The sequence below is a fragment of the Acinetobacter sp. 789_lipA genome (genome assembly GCF_058242845.1).
Map to the genome: position 1 here is coordinate 2,094,582 of NZ_JBZAYS010000001.1, position 19,846 is coordinate 2,114,427.

The 19,846-nt window shown below is 41.5% G+C and carries 22 protein-coding genes and 1 tRNA gene; 18 read left to right on the forward strand and 5 right to left on the reverse strand.

Features of this window, described 5'->3' with window-relative positions; all coding sequences use genetic code 11:
• Positions 1 to 301 precede the first annotated feature (301 nt).
• The 15 genes from moaA (at position 302) to lptB (ending at position 11,220) form a co-directional block, all read left to right on the forward strand.
• Positions 302 to 1,330 (forward strand): GTP 3',8-cyclase MoaA, encoded by a 1,029-nt coding sequence (moaA, locus tag AC4CUZ_RS10215; RefSeq protein ID WP_419380802.1) that lies wholly within the window; start codon positions 302 to 304, stop codon positions 1,328 to 1,330.
• A 1-nt stretch (position 1,331) separates the two neighbouring features.
• A complete protein-coding gene (locus tag AC4CUZ_RS10220) occupies positions 1,332 to 1,598 on the forward strand; it encodes a MoaD/ThiS family protein (RefSeq protein ID WP_078425903.1) in 267 nt (88 codons plus the stop codon).
• A gap of 1 nt (position 1,599) precedes the next feature.
• A complete protein-coding gene (locus AC4CUZ_RS10225; RefSeq protein ID WP_419380803.1) occupies positions 1,600 to 2,097 on the forward strand; it encodes a molybdenum cofactor biosynthesis protein MoaE in 498 nt (165 codons plus the stop codon).
• Positions 2,098 to 2,286: 189 nt separating this feature from the next.
• Entirely contained in the window at positions 2,287 to 3,708 is a 1,422-nt protein-coding gene (cysS, locus tag AC4CUZ_RS10230) for a cysteine--tRNA ligase (RefSeq protein WP_419271601.1), read from the forward strand.
• A 64-nt stretch (positions 3,709 to 3,772) separates the two neighbouring features.
• Positions 3,773 to 3,848 (forward strand) — tRNA-Gly (locus tag AC4CUZ_RS10235).
• 147 nt (positions 3,849 to 3,995) lie between these two features.
• The gene (locus tag AC4CUZ_RS10240; protein ID WP_279690343.1) at positions 3,996 to 4,643 is read left to right on the forward strand and encodes a 2'-5' RNA ligase family protein; all 648 of its coding nucleotides are present in this window, start codon (positions 3,996 to 3,998) and stop codon (positions 4,641 to 4,643) included.
• Positions 4,634 to 5,152: a bifunctional adenosylcobinamide kinase/adenosylcobinamide-phosphate guanylyltransferase gene (gene cobU / locus AC4CUZ_RS10245; protein WP_419380804.1), complete on the forward strand. Its 519-nt coding sequence runs from the start codon at positions 4,634 to 4,636 to the stop codon at positions 5,150 to 5,152. Before AC4CUZ_RS10240 ends, cobU begins: the two co-directional genes overlap by 10 nt.
• On the forward strand, positions 5,149 to 6,201 hold the full coding sequence (gene cobT, locus AC4CUZ_RS10250; RefSeq protein ID WP_490747562.1) for a nicotinate-nucleotide--dimethylbenzimidazole phosphoribosyltransferase: 1,053 nt from the start codon (positions 5,149 to 5,151) through the stop codon (positions 6,199 to 6,201). Before cobU ends, cobT begins: the two co-directional genes overlap by 4 nt.
• A gap of 2 nt (positions 6,202 to 6,203) precedes the next feature.
• Positions 6,204 to 6,806, forward strand: coding sequence for a histidine phosphatase family protein (locus tag AC4CUZ_RS10255; RefSeq protein WP_419380806.1), 603 nt, complete (start codon positions 6,204 to 6,206; stop codon positions 6,804 to 6,806).
• Complete coding sequence (locus AC4CUZ_RS10260; protein WP_419380807.1) at positions 6,806 to 7,549, forward strand: adenosylcobinamide-GDP ribazoletransferase; 744 nt, start codon at positions 6,806 to 6,808, stop codon at positions 7,547 to 7,549. The genes AC4CUZ_RS10255 and AC4CUZ_RS10260 overlap by 1 nt, the downstream gene beginning before the upstream one ends.
• 271 nt (positions 7,550 to 7,820) lie before the next feature.
• On the forward strand, positions 7,821 to 8,798 hold the full coding sequence (locus AC4CUZ_RS10265) for a KpsF/GutQ family sugar-phosphate isomerase (RefSeq protein WP_004982125.1): 978 nt from the start codon (positions 7,821 to 7,823) through the stop codon (positions 8,796 to 8,798).
• A 3-nt stretch (positions 8,799 to 8,801) separates the two neighbouring features.
• Positions 8,802 to 9,341 (forward strand): KdsC family phosphatase, encoded by a 540-nt coding sequence (locus AC4CUZ_RS10270; RefSeq protein ID WP_419380808.1) that lies wholly within the window; start codon positions 8,802 to 8,804, stop codon positions 9,339 to 9,341.
• Positions 9,342 to 9,375: 34 nt separating this feature from the next.
• Complete coding sequence (lptC, locus tag AC4CUZ_RS10275; protein WP_419380809.1) at positions 9,376 to 9,918, forward strand: LPS export ABC transporter periplasmic protein LptC; 543 nt, start codon at positions 9,376 to 9,378, stop codon at positions 9,916 to 9,918.
• Positions 9,908 to 10,474 carry a lipopolysaccharide transport periplasmic protein LptA gene (gene lptA / locus AC4CUZ_RS10280; protein WP_490747563.1) on the forward strand — a complete coding sequence of 189 codons (567 nt, stop codon included), beginning with the start codon at positions 9,908 to 9,910 and terminating at the stop codon, positions 10,472 to 10,474. Before lptC ends, lptA begins: the two co-directional genes overlap by 11 nt.
• A complete protein-coding gene (lptB, locus tag AC4CUZ_RS10285; RefSeq protein ID WP_004696348.1) occupies positions 10,474 to 11,220 on the forward strand; it encodes an LPS export ABC transporter ATP-binding protein in 747 nt (248 codons plus the stop codon). The genes lptA and lptB overlap by 1 nt, the downstream gene beginning before the upstream one ends.
• A gap of 78 nt (positions 11,221 to 11,298) precedes the next feature.
• On the opposite strand, the gene AC4CUZ_RS10290 is transcribed toward lptB, so the two are convergent.
• Positions 11,299 to 12,000: an IS1 family transposase gene (locus AC4CUZ_RS10290; RefSeq protein WP_004282341.1), complete on the reverse strand. Its 702-nt coding sequence runs from the start codon at positions 11,998 to 12,000 to the stop codon at positions 11,299 to 11,301.
• 278 nt (positions 12,001 to 12,278) lie between these two features.
• Here AC4CUZ_RS10290 and AC4CUZ_RS10295 point away from each other — a divergent pair, with 278 nt between their 5' ends.
• The 3 genes from AC4CUZ_RS10295 to AC4CUZ_RS10305 all read left to right on the forward strand — a co-directional run bounded on the left by AC4CUZ_RS10295 (position 12,279) and on the right by AC4CUZ_RS10305 (position 14,450).
• Positions 12,279 to 12,875, forward strand: a complete 597-nt coding sequence (locus AC4CUZ_RS10295) for an IMPACT family protein (protein ID WP_078389212.1) — start codon at positions 12,279 to 12,281, stop codon at positions 12,873 to 12,875.
• Positions 12,868 to 13,479: an acyltransferase gene (locus AC4CUZ_RS10300; protein ID WP_062033549.1), complete on the forward strand. Its 612-nt coding sequence runs from the start codon at positions 12,868 to 12,870 to the stop codon at positions 13,477 to 13,479. The genes AC4CUZ_RS10295 and AC4CUZ_RS10300 overlap by 8 nt, the downstream gene beginning before the upstream one ends.
• A gap of 128 nt (positions 13,480 to 13,607) precedes the next feature.
• Positions 13,608 to 14,450 (forward strand): universal stress protein, encoded by an 843-nt coding sequence (locus AC4CUZ_RS10305; protein ID WP_004696353.1) that lies wholly within the window; start codon positions 13,608 to 13,610, stop codon positions 14,448 to 14,450.
• Positions 14,451 to 14,591: 141 nt separating this feature from the next.
• Here the strand turns inward: AC4CUZ_RS10305 and AC4CUZ_RS10310 are convergent, their stop codons facing one another.
• The 4 genes from AC4CUZ_RS10310 to mutS form a co-directional block, all read right to left on the reverse strand.
• Positions 14,592 to 15,257 (reverse strand): O-methyltransferase, encoded by a 666-nt coding sequence (locus AC4CUZ_RS10310; RefSeq protein ID WP_078389211.1) that lies wholly within the window; start codon positions 15,255 to 15,257, stop codon positions 14,592 to 14,594.
• A 131-nt stretch (positions 15,258 to 15,388) separates the two neighbouring features.
• On the reverse strand, positions 15,389 to 16,108 hold the full coding sequence (locus tag AC4CUZ_RS10315; RefSeq protein ID WP_005400653.1) for a D-Ala-D-Ala carboxypeptidase family metallohydrolase: 720 nt from the start codon (positions 16,106 to 16,108) through the stop codon (positions 15,389 to 15,391).
• Positions 16,109 to 16,240: 132 nt separating this feature from the next.
• On the reverse strand, positions 16,241 to 16,564 hold the full coding sequence (gene fdxA / locus AC4CUZ_RS10320; RefSeq protein ID WP_004696359.1) for a ferredoxin FdxA: 324 nt from the start codon (positions 16,562 to 16,564) through the stop codon (positions 16,241 to 16,243).
• Positions 16,565 to 17,061: 497 nt separating this feature from the next.
• Positions 17,062 to 19,695 (reverse strand): DNA mismatch repair protein MutS, encoded by a 2,634-nt coding sequence (mutS, locus tag AC4CUZ_RS10325; protein ID WP_419380810.1) that lies wholly within the window; start codon positions 19,693 to 19,695, stop codon positions 17,062 to 17,064.
• Positions 19,696 to 19,846: the final 151 nt, after the last annotated feature.

Here is a 19,846-nt window from a genome sequence, read left to right on the forward strand (position 1 = left end):
TGTTGCCATAAGCTGATTTGACTGTTTAAATAAAAATCTATAAAAGAACCAAATAAGTATTCATATTGATATTAAATTTTTTATAAAAACAATCATTTGAAATGGTTTTAGGGGAAGGCATTATCTTATTTATATATTGAACGTATGTAGCAGTGATCACGCATTACGGCATTGAACTGGAAATACTCAAAATGTAAAAAGTGCACAAAGTTGGAACACTTATTGCAAATTATATTTCAGAAAATAGGGCGTGAAATATGAACTGCACCCACACCGCTCAAAGGACGCATAGGCAAGACAGATGAACAGCATGACCCATGTATCCGCAGTTAAAGTATTCCAAGATCAGTTTGGACGTGAAAAGCGCAAACTACGAATCTCGGTGACGGATCGTTGTAATTTTAAATGCGTCTATTGCATGCCCGAACATCCCGAATGGATGAAAAAACACGACTTGCTCAGTTTTGAAGAACTCTATCATTTTTGCAAATTGATGGTGCAGCATGGCATTGAGCAAATTCGTATCACGGGGGGTGAACCGTTGATGCGCCAAGGTGTGGTGCATTTTATCGAACAACTACAAAGCCTAAAAAAGCAGGGGCTGAAGCGTATTTCCATGACCACCAATGGTCATTATTTAAAACAATATGCCGTTGCTTTAAAGCAAGTAGGGTTAGATGATTTAAATATTAGTCTAGACAGTCTAGATGCCGAGCAATTTCAACACCTCACAAAAAAACAACTACATACAGTGCTGGAAGGCATTCATGCCGCACAACAGGTTGGTTTTAACATCAAAATCAATACCGTGCTGATGAAAGGCATCAATGACGATCAAATTGTCCCTTTGGTGCAGTGGGCAAAGCAGCAAAAGGTAGAACTGCGTTTTATTGAGTTTATGCCTTTAGATGGCGATCAAAATTGGTCGCAAGCCGATGTCGTCACTGAACAAGAGATTTTGTCGCAACTCAGCTCGCAATTTACGGTGCAAGTGCTTGAAGGACAAGGTGCCAATCCAGCACGTAGTTATCAGGTAGATGGTGCGAACATTGGGATTATCTCCACCATTAGCAACTCGTTTTGTGGGGAGTGTGATCGACTGCGGTTGAATGCGCAAGGTGAGTTTTATAATTGTCTTTTTGCCAAGCAAGGCTTAAATTTAAAGTCAGACATTCAACAACTTGCCCAAATCAATCAGTATGAACCCTTTGTTTTAGAGGGGAAACTTTCAACTTATGTTTGGCATAAAGAGCAAGGCTTTCATGCTATTCAAAAACAGCAATTGCATCAGCCCGTACGAAAAATCAGTATGCATATGATTGGAGGTTAGGATGACTCAGGAATTAAACAATGTGATTAGAGTGAAGATCGAAGCTTTTGGTGCGATTGAACGGCAGTTATCCCCCAATTTAATGCTGCAATGTGAGCCTGATTCATCGGTTACGGTGGTTTTAAAGGATCTCGTTGCTCAATACCCAGCTGTCCACACGTTATTGGAGCGCTGTGCCTGTGCAATCGGTGAAGACATTATTCCAAGGCAGACCATTTTAAGTCGAGATTGTACTTTGGTGTTGTTGTCCCCTGTGGCAGGAGGTTGATATGGAATTAAAACAATTTCCACGGATTCAAACAGTGACTTTTAGCCAAAATGACTTTGATGGCATCCAGCATTTTCCTGAGTGTGGCGGCATAGGCATATTCATTGGTACGGTGCGGAATCATCATCAAGGCAAAGCTGTAAAAGCATTAAAATATACCGCTTATGCACCTGTCGCTGAAAAAATGATTCGTCAAATCGAACAAGAGATCCAATTAAAATATGGCGTGTCCTACGTTCGGGTGGTGCATCGCATAGGTGCTTTAGATATTGGCGATACAGCCATTATTGCGATGGCGTACGCTGCGCACCGCCGTGAAGCCTTTCAAGCCTGTGAGGAAGCGGTAGAGCGGGTGAAACATGAAGTTCCTGTATGGAAAGAGGAATTTTATATGGACGGTACCAGTCAGTATGTCGAGGGTTGCTGTATTCGAACAGATCATGAAGCGCCAAAACTTCATAGCCATGAGCATTGCGAGCATGCACATGTTCATCCCTAACAAATGCATCATGCACTGCCAATATTTACCAATAATTCCTTTCAGATCTGAATAAAGGAAATTTAGTAATAGTTGCGTATGAATGAAAAGTGGCGAGATAATTGAAAGAAAAATCTTCTGAAAACTTTATGAAAAATAATGCTTAGGTTAAGATGATCCATTCTTATATTTGAAGTCTTTTGAATCGCTATGCAACCATTTGTTCTATATAACTCAGAGCAACGCAAAAAAGTAGAATTCGTACCTCGTGTTGAGGGACATATTGATATGTATGTCTGCGGTATGACGGTTTATGACTACTGTCATATTGGACATGCGCGCGTGATGGTTGCATTTGACTATATTATTCGCTTCCTGCGTAGCCAAGGTTGGAGCGTGAAATATGTACGTAACATTACCGACATTGACGACAAAATCATTAAACGTGCCAATGAAAATGGCGAGTCGATTACTCAACTGACAGACCGCTTTATTCAAGCGATGAATGAAGATGCTGAAAATCTAGGCTGCCTACATCCAGACGAAGCACCGCGTGCAACGGATTATATTGATCAAATGCAATGCATGATTGGTAATCTGGTTGAAAAGGGCACAGCTTATCCATCTGCCAATGGTGATGTGTATTTCCAAGTGGAAAAATTCGCTAAATATGGTCGTCTTTCAGGACGTAAACTGGAAGATATGCAGGCGGGTGCATCTGAACGTGTCGATGTCGAAGTTGAGAAAAAACATCCCTTTGACTTTGTACTTTGGAAACATGCCAAAGAAAATGAACCTGCATGGGCTTCGCCGTGGGGCAAAGGTCGTCCGGGCTGGCATATTGAATGTTCTGCGATGTCGACATGCTGCCTAGGGAACCATTTTGACATTCATGGCGGCGGTTCAGACTTGATGTTCCCGCACCATGAAAATGAAATTGCACAGTCTGAGGCTTCAACCGGCGAGCAGTATGTTAACTACTGGATGCATGTCGGTTTCATCAACGTTGATGGCGAGAAAATGTCGAAGTCATTGGGCAATTTCTTTACCATTCGGGATGTGATGGATAAGTTCCATCCTGAAGTGATTCGCTACTTCATTGTGTCATCACACTATCGTAGCCCTGTGAACTTCTCTGATGTTGCTTTAAAAGAAGCAAAAACAGCGCTGTCACGCTTCTATCATTCATTTAAAGCTTATCAACAAGCCTATGGCGATACACAAGTCGATACCTTAGATGAAACATTGCTTGAACGTTTCAATAGTGCCATGCGTGATGACTTCAATACCGCTGAAGCCATTGCGGTATTGTTTGAAGTGAACAAAGAATTGAACCGTGCCGTGAAAGAGCAACAAGCGGAACAAGCGGCGATTTACTATGCAACTTTGCGTCATTTAACCAATACTCTAGGTTTGGTTCAGCACAATGTTGAAGAGTTCCTGAAGTCTGATATTGGGCAAGAGGCTTTGGCTTTGTCTGAAGAGCAAATTGAAGATTTGATTCAACAACGTCAAGATGCGAAAAAAGCCAAAGAATTTGCCAAAGCGGATCAAATTCGTCAGTCCTTGTTAGATCAAGGTGTGGTTTTGGAAGACACTCGCCAAGGGACAATCTGGCGTCGTGCTGATTAATTCAGCAATTGCATTATAGAGTGTTGACAGTTTGATGAAACTCTCTATAATGCACATCCATATTGCGGGAATAGCTCAGTTGGTAGAGCACAACCTTGCCAAGGTTGGGGTCGCGAGTTCGAGTCTCGTTTCCCGCTCCAAAATTTAAAAAGCCTCAAGTTTAACTTGGGGTTTTTTTATGCCTGTAATTTGAGTGTGTTGAAAATAATTCATTTAAATGTGAAATTATCTCGGTGTGTCAGACCATAAATTTGACAAAAATATGCTTAAATCATTCATCTTCATTTGTGAATAAAATAGTGTTTCTTCAACCCCATAGCACTGTAGTGCCGACTGAAGCTCGAGACTATCCTGAATGGCATTTGGGACGAGAACGCTATGCACTTTGGTATATTGAAGTGGATGATCCCGTTTTGATCAACTATTTAAAACAGCTTCGTGAGCAGTTTTCAGATCTACTTTATCAACCAAACCAACGGCAGTTCCATATCACTTTATTTGTTGCTGGTTTTTGGGTGGAACAGGTGACACAGTCGGATGACTTTAGTCGAGCGCAACTGACTCAGCAGATTGAACGCCTTAAAAATTTAAAACTAGAATCTTTTCAGTTACAGATGGGTGAATTAAATAGTTTTGAAAGTGCCTTATTTTTAAAAATGGATGATACCGCAGGCGTGTTGGATAAAATTAGAAAAACATTGCTGCATACATCGCAGGAAGTCGCGGCATTAAGTTATTGTCCACATATTACATTAGGTCTATACCGTGAAGCAGTGTGCAGTGATCATGTATTGGCACGGATGGCTGAAATTGAAGATATTAGCTATAGCTTAAACGTCTCAAAGCTCACGTTTGGTTTTTATCAGGCCCATGTCCTACAAGGGCCATTGTTTTCACATACACAGATTGAGTTGGGGAATGCACAATGCAGCTGATTTTAGGTGGTGCACGTTCGGGGAAAAGCCGCTTGGCGGAGCAGATTGCACAACAGTTGGCGCAGCCTGTGGTTTATGTGGCAACTGCACAAGCCTTGGATGGGGAGATGCAAGCGCGTATTCAACACCATCAGCAACAACGACCCGAAGATTGGGGGCTGTGTGAAGAACCCATTTATCTTGCAGCGCAGTTGCTCAAATTAGACCGCCCAAACCAAACCATTTTGGTCGATTGTCTGACTTTATGGATGAGTAATTTACTGATGCATACTGACCCAGATTTGCAAGTTCAAGAATGCCAAAAGTTGTTAGATGTTGTCGGAAATTTACAGTCCGAGCTGATTTTAGTGAGTAATGAAACAGGCCTAGGTGTGGTTCCTATAGGACAAATTAGCCGACGCTTTGTCGATGAAACAGGACGATTGCATCAGCAGTTAGGTCAAATTGCTACAAAAGTGGTGTTCTGCGTAGCAGGATTTCCAATGATTTTAAAAGGAGAACAAGTGTGAGTTGGTGGTTAGAAGCATGTCAAAGTCCGAGTGAGTCTGTATTGGCTCAAGCCCTAGCACGCCAGTCACAGTTGACCAAACCGACAGGCTCGTTGTCGGAGCTTGAATCGGTTGCAGTGACTTTAGCCAGTTTGCAAAACACTGTAAAACCCAAGATTGACCGCCCATGGATTACAATTTTTGCAGGTGATCATGGGGTGATGGAAGAAAATATTTCTGCCTACCCACAAGTGGTGACACGTCAAATGTTGCAGAACTTCGCAACTGGCGGGGCGTGTATTAGTGTGATTGCCAAAGAATATCAAGCCAAGTTACAAGTCATCGACTGTGGTTCAGTCGGTGAAGCTTATGAATATGTCGGGGTTGAACGCCACTGCATCCGCGCGGGGACGGCTAACTTTGCTCAAACCCAAGCCATGACTGAAGCTGAATGTGAAGCAGCTTTTGCTTTGGGGCAAAAAAGTGTGGAAGATGCCATCGCTTATGGGGCAGATATCTATGTCGCGGGGGAGATGGGCATTGGAAATACCTGTTCAGCCTCAGCTGTCGCTTGCTTTTTATTGGCTGAACCCGCTGAAAAGCTCACGGGTGTTGGAACGGGTATCCGTACTGATCAATTGATACATAAAAAACAGGTGATTGATCAAGCAGTTTCACTCCATGCCCAATATGTCGGAAACGATCCATTTAAAGCCTTATGTGCAGTGGGTGGACTTGAAATTGCAGCCATGACAGCTGCGTATATTCGCTGTGCGCAATTGGGGCTGCCAATGGTGGTAGATGGGTTTATCAGTACCGTTTCGGCATTGCTCGCAGTACGCTTAAATCCAGACGTTCGCGCTTGGATGCTTTTTGGGCATCAGTCGGCTGAATATGGTCATGTACGTTTGTTAGAAGAACTTAAAGCGATGCCTTTATTGAAGCTGAATCTGCGTTTAGGTGAAGGCAGTGGAGCAGGGGCCGCACTGGGGTTGATCAAGCTAGCGTGTCGCTTACATAATGAAATGGCGACATTTGCTGAAGCTGCCGTGATTGGTGAGAAAGTTTAAGGATGTTGTATTTAGACTTCCTACGCCACGGCGAAACCAGCTTAAGCCATACCTTACGGGGTAGAACGGATGATGCTTTGACTGCGAAAGGATGGTCGCAAATGCGATCTACCATCACACAGTCTGAGCAGACTGGTCAGGCGTGGGATGTCATTTATAGCTCACCATTACAGCGCTGTCGTCTGTTTGCAGAGCAGTGGGCGGAGCAAAAACAGCTCCCTTTGTATATAGAACAGAATTTGCAAGAAATAGATTTTGGGGAATGGGAGGCTCAGTCGACTGAGCGACTCTATCAACTCTACCCAGATGAATTGGCTCAATTTTGGCAAACACCGTTAAGCTTCACCCCGCCTCAGGCAGAAAGTTTATTGACATTTAAAAGTCGTGTTCTAGAGTCTGTAGAGACCTTGACCCAGCAAATGTATGCGCGGGGCTGGACACGCGCATTGATTATTTCCCATGGTGGAGTGATTAAACTCTTAAAATGCCAAGCGCTGAAACAGCATGATAACGATCTTTTAAAAATGTCCGCAGAGTTGGGACAGTTAAACCGCTTTGTATTCGAACAAGGGCAACTTCAGTTTATTCAAAGTGGGGACGTATAATGACACCGTTTTGGATTGCATTACAGTTTTTAACGACGTTTCCAGTTCGCTTAAGCGCAATGCCAACGCCTCAGCAAAATGCGCAAGCACTGTTATTTTATCCTGTGGTGGGTTTGCTCATAGGCGGCATTCTGTATGGGATCGCCCTGTTATTGCATGCTTTTCCACTTGTGCTGTTAAGCAGTGTGGTTCTGGTGTTATGGATTTGGTTGACGGGTGGTTTGCATCTGGATGGTTTAGCCGATACTGCCGATGCTTGGGTCGGTGGTTTTGGCGATAAAGCACGCACACTTGAGATCATGAAAGATCCGAGTTGTGGGCCGATAGGTGTACTCAGTCTTGTTATTGTATGCATATTAAAGTGGTCGGCATTGTATGTGTTATTGCAGCAGCAGTGTTATAGCACACTCATTTTATTTCCTGTCTTAGGGCGTCTCGTGCCGCTATTTTTCTTTTTAAGCACAGACTATGTGCGTGCTAAAGGACTCGGCAGCCAGTTGAGCCAACATTTAGCACGACCAATTGCAATGGCACTTTTACTGCTGATACCTTTGGTGGCTTTGTATTGGGCATGGATTGGTGTTGTGGTGATTGCCACGTTTTATCTGGTACTGTGGTATTTGCGATATAAATTTATACGGCGTATTGGTGGTGTGACGGGAGATACCATTGGTGCCAGTATTGAAATAATTGAATTAGCGACATTGTTTAGTTTTGTGATGGCTACTTTTTATTTCACTTAAGTTACGGAATAAATAAGAGCCTCTTAGTGTGAAGGTTGTGCAGTCATACGTGACCGAAAGAAGAAATAATAAAAAGGAAACGAGCTATATGCATCTGAAACAAAGGTCTTCCATCATCAGCAAAACACATTTGTAGATATGTTGTGAAAATCCAAAGATTTCCGCGCTAGTTGTCTACAGAGATATGATAAAATTGCGAAAATTATTTTTTATGTGCTGACGTTTCATTTCGTCACACGGTTCAGGTAAAACAACGTTGAATTCTGAAAATATGTCAAATCCCATTGATTTCCAAAAAGTTGCTTTAGAAACACTAGAGATAGAGCGTCAGGCACTCTCGGTACTTGCTAAGCAAATCGATGATCGTTTTAGCCGTGCTTGTGAAATTATCTTAAAGTGTAAAGGTCGTTTAGTCATTACTGGCATGGGTAAATCAGGGCATATTGGCCGAAAAATGGCTGCCACCTTTGCCTCTACAGGTACGCCATCATTCTTTATGCATCCTGGTGAAGCGGGGCATGGTGATTTAGGGATGTTGGTTGCAGGTGATGTGCTGATTGCGATTTCAAACTCGGGTAAGAGTGATGAAATCATGATGCTGATGCCTTTGATCAAATATTTGGGTGTGCCTTTAATTACCATCAGTGGGGATGAGCGTGGGCCGATGCCACAAAATGCTGATGTGGCACTGACATTGGGTAATATCCAAGAAGCTTGTCCATTAGGTCTAGCACCAACATCGAGTACAACGGCGACTTTAGCTTTAGGTGATGCATTGGCTGTTGCACTGTTAGATGCACGCGGGTTTACTTCAGATGACTTTGCACGCTCGCATCCTGCGGGTGCTTTGGGTAAACGCTTGTTATTACATGTGAAGCATTTAATGCACACTGGGGACGAACTACCGAAAGTGTCTCCAGATACAGCAATGAACAAAGTTCTGTACGAAATCTCTAACAAACGCCTAGGTTTAACCACAATTGTGGATGACAATGATCATCTATTGGGGATTTTTACCGATGGTGACTTACGCCGTTTGATTGATAAACAGCAAGGTTTTGATGTGAACTTGGCGGTGTCTGATGTGATGATTAAGAGCCCGCTGACGATTTCACCGGAAGCACGTGCTGTTGAAGCATTAGAGCGAATGAATGAAAAGAAAATCAACCAATTTGTCGTTGTTGATGAGAGCAATAAAGTCATTGGTGTTTTGAGTATGCATGACCTGATTCAAGCTGGGGTAAATTAAAAAATGGCTTCTTATATTTTGTTAGAACAAGCGCGTTATGTAGAAGCTCTAGTTTTGGATGTTGATGGTATTTTAAGTGATGGTTTTGTGACTTTGACCAACTCGGGGGACGAAATCAAATCTTTCGATATCCGTGATGGTTTAGGCATGAAACTGGTTCAGCAAGCTGGTGTGAAAGTGATTATTATCACAGGACGTAAAAGCCAGATCGTAGAAAAACGGATGTCTGATTTGGGCGTAGACCTTGTTTATCAAGGCCGTGAAGACAAAGGTGTTGCACTGTGCGAGGCTTGTGCAAAATTTGGTATTTCACCAGAAGACTCTTTATACATGGGCGATGACTGGCCTGACCTATCTGCATTTGCCATTGCAGGCATGAAAGTGACCGTGCCAAATGGTCATTTAGAAGTGCGTCGTCGTGCCGATTTGGTGACTCAAGCGATGGGTGGACGTGGCGCGGTACGTGAAATCTGCGATATGATTTTACAAGCCAAAGGTGTATACGAAACTTTACTTGAAAAGTACACCGCAGTCCCGCATTAATCTGTATGCATGCATGAGAGTTTAGTTAACATTTATGGATACTAAAGTTTTATATATCACTGCTGTAGCCATTGCGGCTATCAGTAGTGGTTATTACTATTACAGCGGAAAAGGGCAAAAGCTCGAGTTCGATGGTGCGCAAAGCATGACCTATTCTGCTGAGCAGATCCAACTGACTCAAACAGATGAGCAGGGTAATTTATACGTCCGCGCAAAAGTAGATCGTCTTGAGCAGGACATGCAAAAGAAGACCTCTAAGTTAGAGAACTTAAATGCTGAGATGTATAAAGATGGAAAAGTGGATGCGACTTTCTATGCCAAGCAAGCCAATGGCATCAACGACAACGAAAAAGTCGTTCTGACAAACCAAGTGGTTGCAAAGAAAATGTTGGATCAAGGTCAGATGCAGTTTGAGACAGCAGAACTGACTGCGTTTCCACAGACGCGTGAACTTGAATCTCAGCATCAAGTGGTTGTTACGACACCACAAGCCGAATTTGTTAGTCAGGGCTTAAAAGCGAATTTAAATACGGGTCAATATGACTTTTTCCATATTCGAGGGAAGTATGAACCATAATCCAAAATTTTCTATTTCGAAAACTTTCCTCAAGCAAACACTTGCACTGAGTTTAGGTGTGGCTGTTTCAACTTTTGCTTTGGCATTGCCAAGTGACCGTAGTAAAGCGATTTCGTTGGTGGCAGATCGAGCAACGTTTAATGAAAAAACGGGTGTTACGACGTACACAGGCAATGTCATCATTGAACAGGGTACGATGAAACTACAAGCAGATTCAATTGTTGCCAATTTAAATCAAACCCGCCAAATTAGCACCATTACGGCCAATGGTAAGCCTGCACGTTTCCAGCAGCAAGTCAGTACCAATAAAGGTATTGCCAAGGGTCAGGCGCAAAAAATTATTTATAATGCAGAAACAGGCATTATTACCTTATCGGGTAGTGCACTTCTAGAACAAGATGGTGCCAGTATTCGCGGTAATACATTACGTTATAGTATGAACAAAGGTGATATCGAAGCGATTGGTACACCAAACAGCAGTGGTTCGTCGAGTGGTCGTGTTAAGATTGTGATCCCACCTTCAGGTTCTCAATCCTTCCCAGGAGCGCGTGACTAATGGAGCAAACTCTCAATCAGCCACAAACCCTATGTATTAAGCATCTCGCGAAAAACTACAGTAAGCGTTGGGTAGTGAAAGATGTATCTTTTAGCATGCAAAGCGGACAAATCGTAGGTTTACTGGGCCCTAATGGTGCTGGGAAAACCACCAGTTTCTATATGGTGGTTGGACTGGTGCGTATGGACAAAGGTGAAATTCATCTTGATGACCTAGATATGTCTGATTTGGCCATGCATGAACGTGCACGTAAAGGCATTGGTTACTTACCTCAAGAAGCCTCAATTTTTAGAAAACTCACTATTTCTGAAAATATTATGTCGATTTTGGAAACGCGCAAAGATCTAAATAAAGAACAACGTAAACAGCGTCTGCATGAATTATTAGCCGATTTCAAAATTAGCCATATTAAAGATTCATTGGGTATGAGTGTGTCTGGTGGTGAGCGTCGTCGTGCTGAAATTGCACGTGCACTGGCAGCCGATCCAAAATTTATGTTGCTCGATGAACCTTTTGCTGGGGTTGATCCAATTTCCGTGGGCGACATTAAAGATATTATTCGCACTCTAAAAGACCGTGGTATTGGCGTTCTTATTACGGATCATAACGTTCGTGAGACTTTGGCGATTTGTGAACGTGCTTATATCGTGAGTGAGGGTGCGGTGATTGCTGAAGGTTCTCCAGATGAAATCTTAGCCAATGAAACCGTGCGTCAAGTTTACCTTGGTGATGACTTCACTGTATAAGCTTTTTCTGCGTCAATGAAAATAATTGGCGCAGATTTCCCTTTCATATTTGGTGGTGTTTCAAAAAGTATGCTGGCATTAAACGAATCCATTATTGATATAAAAGAACACTAAATCAAAGGCTTTGAAATGATTTTCAAGCTTTTTGGAGAAGTTGCAGCTTCTCCTAAAGCCTCGCCTGATTCGATGCCGTAATCGACAATTATTGCCTTCTATACCCACAGTGAAAAATTTACCAATCAACTGTTTGCATTCTTTAAAGGTCGTAACAAAGCTATCCCAATGGTCACTTGATATACATGTATAGCTTACACCTAACTGCTTCAATTTTAATTTAAGTCGTTTTGCAGTGGCTAAATCTCGGTTACCCCATACATAAGCAACAATTTCACCTGTTTCTCGATGATAGGCATAAATTAGCCATTGTTTATTTTGCTTATGACCAACAAAAGTCCAAAACTCATCTACTTCAAGGGTTTCATAATGACTTTGCTGTGCTCGAAGTTGATATTTTGATTGGCTAAGTGTCCGTAGAACTTTACCGATACTTACTCTTTCAATTTCTGCTATATCCCTGACACCACTGCCTCGCACCATGAGGTGTAATATTTTGGTTTTGATACCTGAGTGACAGCCTTGATAACTGAGAGCATGATCACCAATAAATTGACGTCTGCATATTTTACATTGGTAATTTTGCTTACCATCTACTTTTGTGCCATTTTTCTTTATACTGTCACTTAGGCAGGCTGGACACTTGATTTCTAGAGTTATTCGCATTTCTCTATTTTATCAAAATCCAACCTGCTTTTTTTCAGCATACTTTTTGAAACACCACCTCATATTTTTAATCCATCGCTTTGTATTGAATTAAGAATAGGGCATTCCTTTATATTCAAACCGCGCGCCCTGCCATCCTTTTGAAATCGCTTTTTCAGCATGCTTCACAGTATGCATATCTTTTTATTTCGTATTGGCTTAATGCGAAAAGCCATTTTCATACGATAGCTGATTGAAAATACGTTATAATTTTTTGTGAATTTTTTTAAAATTACGCTATGCCATTTACCATCTCTAGTTTAGTGAGCTATGAAGAAGACATTAAAAAAAGTCGTTTTCAAGCTTTTGCTGTGCCTGTAGAAAATGAACAAGCCGTTAAAGATTTTCTAGAGCAATATAAAGATATCAGTACCACGCATCAGTGCTGGGCATGGAAAATTGGTCATAATGTTCGTTTTAATGATGACGGTGAACCTTCAGGTACTGCAGGTCGTCCTATTTTAGCGACCATTGAAGGAAATGAACTGACCAATGTTTTGGTTTTGGTCAATCGTTGGTATGGTGGTGTCAAGTTAGGCACAGGCGGGCTGGTACGTGCTTATGGTGGAACTGCAGGGCAGTGTTTACTATTGGCTGAAAAAATAGAGCTCATTGAGAAGAAAAAAGTGCATTTTGCCTGCCAATTTAATGAATGGGCGATTTTCCAGTATGAGCTGAATAGCCAGCAGATTGAATTTAATGAGCAATATACTGCGGATGGCGTGCTTGTAGAGGCATTATTACAAGTGCATCAGATTGAAGCGCTCGCTCTTAAAATACAAGATGTGACCCGTGGACGTGAAGCCTTAAAAATTGTGGATGACCATCATGACTGATCCCTTATTAAAATATCGTGAGCAGCATAAGCATCGCTTAAACTATATGCCCTGGTTGTATTGGTCGCTCAAGCCTAAAAACCGTGTGTGGGCTGAAGTATGGCAGCAAGAATACCAAGCTTATCTAATGGAAATGGAAACCGTTGAAATTGGTCAAAACTGTTTTATTTCTCCATTGGCACACATTTTTGCAGAGCCTGGTCGCAAAATTGTCATTGGGGACAACACTTTTATTGCTGCCGATTGTACTTTGCATGGGCCTCTAGAGATTGGCAGCGAAGTCGCGATCAACCACCATTGTATTTTAGATGGTGGTCGTGTGGGGATTAAGTTACATGATCAAGTGCGTATTGCAGCCTATTGTCACTTATATGCCTTTGATCATGGCATGGCGCTCAGTGATCCGATTTATCAACAACCTGTGCGTTCACAAGGGATAGAAATTGGTCGGGATGTTTGGTTGGGTGCACATGTGGGCGTGAAAGATGGGGTGAAAATTGGTGCACATGCTGTAGTGGGGATGAATAGCATGGTGACTAAAGATATCGCCGAGCAATCGATTGTTGCTGGAAATCCTGCACAGTTTATCCGTTTACGTGATTAAGATATCAAAGAATATTGAACATTTATCAATACTTAATTACATAAAAACCTGCCATCAAAAAAAAAGATATGCTAAGTTTAGAACAACAATGAGACCTTATACCAAATGCGGTGTAATGAGAGGCGATAATGAAACGAGTCATTGCATGTATTGATTCTTCCCCTTGTATCAATGCTCTAGCAGAAGCTGCGGCATGGATTGCAAAACAGACGGGGCGGGAATTGGTCCTTTTACAAGTTTTGGATTATTATCCTGCAAGTTATCACTTAGGTGAAATTAGCGGGGTAATTGGATTTGAAAGCAATGCAATGTTGCTTAAAGAGCTGGCTGAATTAGAGCAAAAACAAAGTGAACTTGCGCTCAGTTATAGCAATAATTTGCTCGATCATATTTCTAAACTCATTCTCGAAACGCATGGCCTACATACAACGCATATTCAAGAAAAGGGTGACTTTCTAGAGCAAAGTTTTAACTTATTGCATGAAGATGACATTGTGGTGATTGGCCGTGTGGGTGAGAAATCGGCTGAACGCAATAAACCATTGGGCAGTAATGTTGAAAACTTTATCCGTGGTGCAAACTGTACCGTCATGACGGTAGGTGATAGCTTTAAGCCACCTACGCGCTTTATCTTTGCCTACGAGTATTCACCGACGTGTGTGAAGATGATGAAGCGGATTGCGCAAAGTGATCTACTGCGCCTCTTACAATGCCATTTGGTCTATGTCGGGGACCACCCTGAAATTTTAAGAGAGCCTGAACAGTATCTGAAAGATGCGAATTTGGATGTGATTACAGAATATCGTTATGGCGACGTGGCTGAAAATATTCTGGAATACCAAAATGAGCATGGCATACAACTGATTGTGCTTGGTGCGTTCAGCCACAGTAAAATTCATCAGTTCTTCTTGGGCAGCATTGCAACCACCATTTTTAGGAATGCCAAAGTTCCCTTACTGGTCGCCCGTTAATTTAGAGTGAATTCTCTAAATTGGAACTGTTTTATCCATAGTTATCCGCATTAATTGTGGATAACTATATGGACAGTAAATGTAAGTTTATAATTTATATAAGCTTAAATTAATCGATTGTTTTTTAATCTAAATTTTGACTTATTTTACAATGGCTAAGGCAAATCCATCATGTCCTTTGCTACCGACAGTTTGAAGTGCGGTGCAAGACAAAATTTTCGGATGGCTTTGCATCGCTTTGAACATATCTCGAATCCCTTCAATACTTGGTTTGTGATTTTCAGGATTGATAATATCGCCTGCACGAATCACGTTATCAAGGAAAATCAAAGTACCTGAATGAGATAGGTTCAGGCTTAATTCCAAATACTCTGGGTAGCTTTGTTTATCGGCATCAATAAAAATAAAGTCGAAAGGTTCAATGTCTGCAGGCAGTGATTTAAGGATATCTGCTGCACGTCCACATTTGAGTTCAATGGTTTGTTTAAGCTGAGCTTTGTCGATATTTTCTTGGCCCATCGCGGCATGCGTATCACGTCCTTCAATCGTTAAAATATAACCATCTTCAGGTAAGGCACGCGCTAACCACATGGTGCTATACGCAGCAAAAGTGCCGAGTTCTAGCACACGTTTACACTGATTCATTTGAATCAACATCTGTAAAAGCATACCTTGGTTCGGTGCAACAGCTAAGTGATCTGGAAAACCATGCTTCTCTGTATTTTCTAAAGTTTGCAGTAGAATGGGATCTTCAGGAATTAAATGTGCATCGATATAGTTATCAATCTCTGTCCACATTTGTTGCATAGCATGTTCACCTTGGTTGCGATGTGGAGCATTTTAAACTTTTATTTTCAGAGTGCAATTTTTCCGACCATATTTGTTGAAATCAATGCTCAAAAAAAGAGGTCATATTGACCTCTTTTAATTTTTAAAAACTAGTAACTACACATCGAAGAATTGCGACTGAGGTCTGGGCCCCATGTACGATATCCTTGGGTATCAATGTGAATCTGACCAGAAGCATATAAACCTAAGCCCATGTTCAAGCTCTGACCATGCTGGGTCCAAAATTGGCATAGACGATATTTTGTATTTTCAATATAAGCATAATCTTCGGGTTGTGGGTTTTCAGACCCAATTCGAAAATCGATGGCAGAATTGAATAAGTGGCGTGACGAGTTTGCACCGCCAGCACATTGGTTTAAAGGCAGATCTCGATAAACTGAAGTGACTTCAAAATCGGTCAGTACTTTGGCTGCAACTAAGTATTTAAAAACTTTTAAGGTCGCAATTTGGTTTTTCCAAAGTTCACGGTTTGGAATCATGTACTGTGAACGACCACATTTTTGCCAATCACGCGCTGTTCTGAGCAGTTCAAAGCTTGGGATGATATTTCCCACACCATTGCGTTCAAGAAAAACTTCATACTCACGTACGCGTGCTAGCGTGTCACCGACAGACATCCATGAATTGTAGTTATAAGGAATAATTTTAGGTGGAGCAGGGCGGTCAAAACTAATTTTCTCTTGCGGGATAAAAATGCGTTTTCCATCAGGAGTTGTGATGGTCTGTCCTTTGTGGGATGAAGTCGTACAGCCAATCATCACCAAGGGGATTATGCTAACCGCAAATAATCCCTTTAAAAATTTCTTCATTATAGAAATCAAATATTTAAAAAATACGCCTATTATTTTAATCCAAATTTGTGAGGAAAAATTGGAAATATTGCAATCAAATGTGTGTTTTAGGTATAAAAAAAGATCAGCTTATGCTGATCTTTTTGTGGCTTACTTTTCTAAGTATTGTAACTTATCTGCTTTACCATTCCATTCTTCACGGTCAGCAGGTTGGTCACCAATCTGGGTGATGTTTGGCCAAGTTTGTGATAACTCAGCATTTAGTTCAATAAATACTTCTTGACCTTCTGGCAGTTCATCTTCAGAGAAAATTGCATTTGCTGGACATTCAGGTTCACAAAGTGCGCAATCGATACATTCATCCGGATTGATCACTAGAAAGTTTGGACCTTCATAGAAACAGTCTACTGGACAAACTTCTACGCAGTCTTGATATTTACATTTAATACAATTTTCAGTGACAACAAAGGTCATGGCGAAGGCTACCTAAAAATATGGTTCTAATAACTAATGTGTATTTTAGGCAAAAACAGCACCAACTAACAATTGCTTTTATTGATATTTGTTATTTATATGCGTGAAATAAGACTATGTTTATGATTTTTATTAGAATGTGTATTGATTTTAAAGGGGTTTTTATGGGAGAAATCGAGCTTTAAGAAATTATAGAAAACAATAACTTAAATAATAGTTTTTTAGGTGCAACTTATGTCACATCTGCAAATGGTAAAGAGATTCCAATATCAAAATCATTCCATGTAATTTTTGATCTGAATGCATAGAACTTAGTCATTTATGAGTTGGTATTACTAATCCATTGGTGAACTGATTGTCCTGTATAAAAATTAAGTATGATTGAGTTTCTTGCTGTTAAATTTGATAAAAACTGAACATTTTGCTGAAAACTGCTTTTGACAATAAAAAAGACCGTCATTTTGACGGTCTAGATGGGTTACAAAAATAGAAAACTACTATGAATGTAACTGATCTTTCAATGCATAAAGCTGCTGTAACGCTTCACGTGGGCTTAAGTTATCGACATCAATGCTCTTGAGTAGTTCAAGTGCGGCAGAAGGTTTCTCAATTTCGACCACACGTTCAATAATTTCAAGTTCAGGCGTTTCTATTACAGCAAACAAATCATTTTGAATGACTTTAGGTTTTTGCAGTTGTTGCTTCTCTAAAATTTTCAGACGATTTTGTGCTTCTTTGATCACACTGGCAGGAATACCTGCTAATTTTGCTACTTGTAAGCCGTGACTTTGACTCGCTGGCCCATGTTGGACTTTATGTAACAAAATGAGGTTGCCATTGAGTTCTTTTGCAGTGACATGGTAGTTATCAATAGCAGTTTCTTTCGCCAGCTCGGTCAGTTCAAAGTAGTGTGTGGCAAATAAACATAAGCATTTAATACGTTTAGTTAAGTCAAGTACGCAAGCCCATGCCAAAGATAAACCATCATAGGTACTGGTGCCACGACCAACTTCATCCATCAAAACCAGTGACTGATTGGTTGCATGATGTAGGATTTGCGAGGTCTCAGTCATTTCCACCATAAAGGTCGATTTGCCTGTAGATAGGTCGTCCGCAGAACCAATGCGGGTAAAGATTCGATCAATAGGACCTAATACTGCCGATTGGGCTGGTACATATGAGCCACAATAGGCCAATAGGCTAATTAAAGCCGTTTGACGCATAAAGGTTGATTTACCCCCCATGTTAGGACCGGTAATAATGGCCATGCGGTGGTTAAAATCAAGTGTCGTGTCATTCGGTGTAAATGTGGCTTTGTTCAAAGCCTCAACCACTGGATGACGTCCCGCAATAATTTTAACCCCAATTTCTGGGCTATACTCAGGACGTGACCAATTGCGTAAGCGAGCCTGATGTGCAAAGTTGGCTAAGAGGTCGATTTGCGCAATAGCGCTACTCATCATTTGTAAATGACCAATGTCGGCGCGCAGTTCATCTAAGAGCATTTCGAACAGCATTTTTTCGCGAGCTAATGCACGGGACTCACTCGAAAGTACTTTGTCTTCAAAGGTTTTCAGCTCAGGCGTGATATAACGCTCCGCATTTTTCAAGGTTTGACGACGAATGTAGTGATCAGGTGCTTGCTCGGCTTGTGCACGGGTCAGTTCAATGTAGTACCCACTGACACGGTTATAGCCAATTTTTAAGGTCGAAATTCCAGTATTTTGACGTTCTTGAATTTCAAGGTCGATCAAGTACTGTCCTGCATGATCGCGGATTTTACGCAGTTCATCCAGTTCATGATCGAAGCCTTCGGCTATTACATTTCCATCCCGTAAAAGCACAGGTGGATGTTCAACGATGGCGGACATTAAACGTTGATGTAAGCCATGGAAATCACCCAATTCCTCATTCAATTGGCTAATGAGTGCAGACTGTTTGCTTTGGATCACGGGTTGAATGGCATGACGTAAATAAGGGACTTGCGCACAGGCCTGGCGCAGTTGCACTAAGTCACGCGGACGGGCACTGCCTAAAGCCACACGGCTGAGAACACGTTCAATGTCTCCAATCTCTTTTAATACTAAACGGACTGGTGATTCATGGTAACCATCCACAAGACTCTTGGTGGCATCTAAACGTGCATCTAGCAGCTTTGTATCGCGTAAGGGCTGCATCAGTGTACGACTAAGTAAACGTCCACCCATTGCAGTTTGACAGTCATTGATGAGTTGAAATAATGACGTGCCATGTTCAAACAGAGGCTCAACCAGCTCTAAGTTTTTACGTGTCACAGGATCAAGCGCAATGAAATCACTGCTTTGTTCAAGCTGAATAGAGCGAATATGTGGTAAGGCAGTCTTTTGCGTTTCTTTGGCATAATGAATCAGGGATGCTGCTGCTGCTTTGGCAAGCGGTAAATGGTCAATACCGAAACCAGCTAAAGTCGATACAGCAAACTGATCGCATAAAGTTTTTTGTGCATTGTTTAAATTAAAGTCGACATTTGGACGGCGTGTTACAGGGCAGTCGAGCAGTTTTTTAATGTGTTCAATGATGTTGGGGTCGACAATATTTTCATCGACCAAAATTTCACTTGGCATGAGGCGAGACAGTTCAATACCCAGTTGCTCAAGTTGAAACTCTTGTTGTTGAACTTTGAATAAACCTGCACTTAAATCTAACAATGCAATACCAATTTCATTTTGTTGTACGCAAAGCGCCACAAGGTTTGAACTTTGATGTGCCGTCAGTAAGGCATCGTCAGTCAGCGTACCTGGTGTAATAATCCGGACAACGCCACGTTCAACAGGGGCCTTACCTGTAACTTCACCAATTTGCTCGCAAATAACGACGGTTTCGCCTTTTTTCACCAAGCGAGCAAGGTAGCCTTCAGCTGCATGGTAAGGAACACCTGCCATAGGGATGGGTTCACCATTGGCTTTGCCACGATGGGTCAAGGTAATTCCGAGAAGTTTAGCGGCCTTGTGTGCATCTTCAAAAAATAGCTCGTAGAAGTCCCCCATACGATAGAACATCAAAGAGTGCGGATGTTGCATTTTGACGCCCATGTACTGTTGCATCATAGGGGTGAGGGTGGACAAATCAGTTATGATTCCCGAATTGCTCATGTAGGTGAAATCCTTAAATCTTTGAAAATACACAATATAAAAATAGACCGAGCGACACCGCTTACCGTGTGTATTTATGCGCTATGAACAGCTATTGTATGAATGGTAATATCTTAGCAAAATTGAAAACGACTAAACAATAAATCATCTA

Bases quoted from the DNA above. Each gene is read 5' to 3' on its own strand.
- moaA (WP_419380802.1), top strand. From the start codon at position 302: ATGAACAGCATGACCCATGTATCCGCAGTTAAAGTATTCCAAGATCAG.
- AC4CUZ_RS10220 (WP_078425903.1), top strand. From the start codon at position 1,332: ATGACTCAGGAATTAAACAATGTGATTAGAGTGAAGATCGAAGCTTTT.
- AC4CUZ_RS10225 (WP_419380803.1), top strand. From the start codon at position 1,600: ATGGAATTAAAACAATTTCCACGGATTCAAACAGTGACTTTTAGCCAA.
- cysS (WP_419271601.1), top strand. From the start codon at position 2,287: ATGCAACCATTTGTTCTATATAACTCAGAGCAACGCAAAAAAGTAGAA.
- cobU (WP_419380804.1), top strand. From the start codon at position 4,634: ATGCAGCTGATTTTAGGTGGTGCACGTTCGGGGAAAAGCCGCTTGGCG.
- AC4CUZ_RS10255 (WP_419380806.1), top strand. From the start codon at position 6,204: ATGTTGTATTTAGACTTCCTACGCCACGGCGAAACCAGCTTAAGCCAT.
- AC4CUZ_RS10260 (WP_419380807.1), top strand. From the start codon at position 6,806: ATGACACCGTTTTGGATTGCATTACAGTTTTTAACGACGTTTCCAGTT.
- AC4CUZ_RS10265 (WP_004982125.1), top strand. From the start codon at position 7,821: ATGTCAAATCCCATTGATTTCCAAAAAGTTGCTTTAGAAACACTAGAG.
- AC4CUZ_RS10270 (WP_419380808.1), top strand. From the start codon at position 8,802: ATGGCTTCTTATATTTTGTTAGAACAAGCGCGTTATGTAGAAGCTCTA.
- lptC (WP_419380809.1), top strand. From the start codon at position 9,376: ATGGATACTAAAGTTTTATATATCACTGCTGTAGCCATTGCGGCTATC.
- lptA (WP_490747563.1), top strand. From the start codon at position 9,908: ATGAACCATAATCCAAAATTTTCTATTTCGAAAACTTTCCTCAAGCAA.
- lptB (WP_004696348.1), top strand. From the start codon at position 10,474: ATGGAGCAAACTCTCAATCAGCCACAAACCCTATGTATTAAGCATCTC.
- AC4CUZ_RS10290 (WP_004282341.1), bottom strand. From the start codon at position 12,000: ATGCGAATAACTCTAGAAATCAAGTGTCCAGCCTGCCTAAGTGACAGT.
- AC4CUZ_RS10295 (WP_078389212.1), top strand. From the start codon at position 12,279: ATGCCATTTACCATCTCTAGTTTAGTGAGCTATGAAGAAGACATTAAA.
- AC4CUZ_RS10300 (WP_062033549.1), top strand. From the start codon at position 12,868: ATGACTGATCCCTTATTAAAATATCGTGAGCAGCATAAGCATCGCTTA.
- AC4CUZ_RS10305 (WP_004696353.1), top strand. From the start codon at position 13,608: ATGAAACGAGTCATTGCATGTATTGATTCTTCCCCTTGTATCAATGCT.
- AC4CUZ_RS10310 (WP_078389211.1), bottom strand. From the start codon at position 15,257: ATGCAACAAATGTGGACAGAGATTGATAACTATATCGATGCACATTTA.
- AC4CUZ_RS10315 (WP_005400653.1), bottom strand. From the start codon at position 16,108: ATGAAGAAATTTTTAAAGGGATTATTTGCGGTTAGCATAATCCCCTTG.
- fdxA (WP_004696359.1), bottom strand. From the start codon at position 16,564: ATGACCTTTGTTGTCACTGAAAATTGTATTAAATGTAAATATCAAGAC.
- mutS (WP_419380810.1), bottom strand. From the start codon at position 19,695: ATGAGCAATTCGGGAATCATAACTGATTTGTCCACCCTCACCCCTATG.